At 53.1% G+C, this 3,296-nt stretch carries 4 protein-coding genes; all 4 read left to right on the top strand.

Annotated features, from left to right (window positions below):
- Positions 1–479, top strand: a 479-nt coding sequence (locus ACTHUE_RS13750; RefSeq protein ID WP_440423749.1) for an exodeoxyribonuclease III, incomplete at its 5' end; no start/stop codon positions are given.
- Positions 466–810, top strand: a complete 345-nt coding sequence (locus ACTHUE_RS13745; RefSeq protein ID WP_219089061.1) for a hypothetical protein — start codon at positions 466–468, stop codon at positions 808–810. The genes ACTHUE_RS13750 and ACTHUE_RS13745, both read left to right, overlap by 14 nt.
- Positions 811–820: 10 nt before the next feature.
- Positions 821–1,354: an alpha/beta hydrolase gene (locus ACTHUE_RS13740; protein WP_219089058.1), complete on the top strand. Its 534-nt coding sequence runs from the start codon at positions 821–823 to the stop codon at positions 1,352–1,354.
- A gap of 159 nt (positions 1,355–1,513) precedes the next feature.
- The coding region (locus ACTHUE_RS13735; RefSeq protein WP_440403039.1) for a TonB-dependent receptor at positions 1,514–3,296 on the top strand (1,783 nt) is incomplete at its 3' end.

The raw sequence follows: 3,296 nt of genomic DNA, 5'->3' as shown, positions 1-3,296 counted from the left end.
GCAAGTTGTCGGTAATTTCGCTGTATCTGCCCAGCGGCAGCAGCGCGGAAGAGCGCCAACAAGTGAAATACCGCTTTTTGGACGCGTTCTATCCCATGCTCGAAGCCATGAAAAACGAAGGGCGCGACATCGTCGTCTGCGGCGACTGGAACATTGCCCACCAAAACATCGACTTGAAAAACTGGAAGGGCAATCAGAAAAATTCGGGCTTCTTGCCTGAAGAGCGCGAATGGATAGGCAAAGTCATCCACAAGCTCGGTTGGACGGATATGTGGCGCACACTTTATCCGGATGTGCCGGGCTATACATGGTGGAGCAACCGCGGACAAGCGTATGCGAAAGATGTCGGGTGGCGCATCGATTATCAGATGGTTACGCCGGAGTTGGCCGCCAAAGCTGTTTCCGCACATGTTTATAAAGACGAAAAATTCTCGGATCACGCCCCTTTAGTTGTGGAGTATGACTATGTTGCCGAATAAGGTTTTTGGTAAATATGATTGGAATATAAACGGCAAAACCGGCGTAGGCGCGGCGTGGGTCGTGGCGGCATTTATATTGCCTATGCTGGTGTGGGCGGTGTTTATGCTGGCGCGGATGTCCGGCTGGGTTGCGCCGACCAAGGCTAATCCGACATGGGCGTTGGTATGGCTGCTGTTTTCCCTGCCTTGCCTGCTGATTGCGGCCAAATGCTTTGCTTGGAAGGGTTGGCGGCTGATTGCCAACATCGTACTTTGTCTGGCGACTTGTGCTATCCTCAGCGTGCCTGCCGCGTTGCTGATTGCATTTACACTCAACGACTTGCTCAAATAGGCCGTCTGAAATGCAGAGCTTCGAACTCGAAGAAATGGCACTGTTTCTGATACGCGATGCGGATGAAGCGGAAATGTGGATAGACCGCTGGGCGGTCAGCTATCCGATTGTTCAAACTGCTGAAGCCGATAGTCGGCAAACCATTTCCGAATGGCAACACGCCATTCAGACGGCCTTCGACCATATCGTCAGCAGAAATATTGCCGTTGTGGCTCATGGTGCCGGCGTGTCCGCATTTTTGGCATGGCTGTATCAAACCGACATCCTGACGCAAAAACGCCTGACCAATATTATTTTGGTCTCGCCGCGTCCAGAAGCTTTTCCCGAGGACGAAATCCATACGTTTCAACGTGTCCGCTGCCCTTGCCGTACAGCGCTGGTTATCGCCGAAACAAACGGCACGCCACGCGATTGGGCGCAAGAACAGGCCGACCTCTGGCATGCACGCCTGCTTCAATCGCCGCATTCCGGCCAGTTAAACGGCGCACTCGGCGGCTGGCAATGGGGCATGAAGCTGATGCAGGAAATGTTGTTGAGTAAATAGTTTAGAAGTGTCTATCAAGAAGAGAGGCCGTCTGAAACTGATATGAGTTTCAGACGGCCTTTGTTTGCAAATATCATGTTAAATATAATTAAAAGAAACTATTCTCATTTCTTTTATGAGGCAATATAATTCGGTTGTTTCGTTAAATTGAGTATAAAAATGCAAATACCATTTCATTTAGCTTTATTACCCACGCTGATTATCGCTTCCTTCTCTGTCGCTGCCGCCGATACGCAGGACAATGGTGAACATTACACCGCCACGCTACCCACCGTTACCGTGGTCGGACAGTCCGACACCAGCGTACTCAAAGGCTACATCAATTACGACGAAGCTGCCGTTACCCGCAACGGACAGCTCATTAAGGAAACGCCGCAAACTGTCGATACGCTCAATATTCAGAAAAACAAAAACTACGGCACGAACGATTTGAGTTCTATCCTCGAAGGCAATGCCGGCATTGATGCTGCCTACGATATGCGCGGCGAAAGCATTTTCCTGCGCGGCTTCCAAGCCGATGCATCCGATATTTACCGCGACGGCGTGCGCGAAAGCGGACAAGTGCGCCGCAGCACTGCCAATATTGAGCGCGTGGAAATCCTGAAAGGCCCGTCCTCCGTGCTTTACGGGCGCACCAACGGCGGCGGCGTCATCAACATGGTCAGCAAATACGCCAACTTCAAACAAAGCCGCAACATCGGTGCGGTTTATGGTTCGTGGGCAAACCGCAGCCTGAATATGGACATCAACGAAGTGCTGAACAAAAACGTTGCCATCCGCCTTACCGGTGAAGTCGGGCGCGCCAATTCGTTCCGCAGCGGCATAGACAGCAAAAACGTCATGGTTTCGCCCAGCATTACCGTCAAACTCGACAACGGCTTGAAATGGACGGGGCAATACACCTACGACAATGTGGAGCGCACGCCCGACCGCAGCCCGACCAAATCCGTGTACGACCGCTTCGGACTGCCTTACCGCATGGGTTTTGCCCACCCGAACGATTTTGTCAAAGACAAGCTGCAAGTTTGGCGTTCCGACCTCGAATACGCCTTCAACGACAAATGGCGCGCCCAATGGCAGCTTGCCCACCGCACGGCGGCGCAGGATTTCGACCATTTTCATGCAGGCAGCGAAAACGGCAGCCGAATCAAACGCAACTACGCTTGGCAGCAGACCGACAACAAAACCCTGTCGTCCAATTTCACGCTCAACGGCGACTACAACATCGGCCGTTTTGAAAACCACCTGACCGTAGGCATGGATTACAGCCGCGAACACCGTAACCCGACATTGGGTTACAGCCGCGCCTTTACCGCCTCCATCGATCCATACGACCGCGCAAGCTGGCCGGCTTCGGGTAGATTGCAGCCCGTCCTCACCCAAAACCGCCACAAAGCCGACTCCTACGGCATCTTCGTGCAAAACATCTTCTCCGCCACGCCCGATTTGAAATTCGTCCTCGGCGGCCGTTACGACAAGTACACCTTTAATTCAGAAAACAAACTCACCGGCAGCAGCCGCCAATACAGCGGTCACTCATTCAGCCCCAACATCGGTGCAGTGTGGAACGTAACGCCCGCCCACACGCTCTACGCCTCGTATAACAAAGGCTTCGCACCTTATGGCGGACGCGGCTATTTGAGCATCGATACGTCGTCTTCCGCCGTGTTCAACGCCGATCCCGAGTACACCCGCCAATACGAAACCGGTGTCAAAAGCAGTTGGCTGGATGACCGCCTCAGCACCACATTGTCCGCCTACCAAATCGAACGCTTCAATATCCGCTACCGCCCCGACGCGCAAAATGATCCCTATACTTGGGCAGTCGGCGGTAAACACCGTTCGCGTGGCGTGGAATTGTCCGCCATCGGGCAAATCATTCCCAAAAAACTCTATCTGCGCGGTTCGTTGGGCGTGATGCAGGCGAAAGTCGTTGAAGACA

The organism is Neisseria sp. P0021.S005 (genome assembly GCF_051956955.1).
This window is presented reverse-complemented; position numbering and strand designations above follow the sequence as displayed.

What these genes read in the sequence shown, in the direction of transcription:
- ACTHUE_RS13740 (WP_219089058.1), top strand. Translation starts at nt 821, where the DNA reads ATGCAGAGCTTCGAACTCGAAGAAATGGCACTGTTTCTGATACGCGAT.
- ACTHUE_RS13745 (WP_219089061.1), top strand. Translation starts at nt 466, where the DNA reads ATGTTGCCGAATAAGGTTTTTGGTAAATATGATTGGAATATAAACGGC.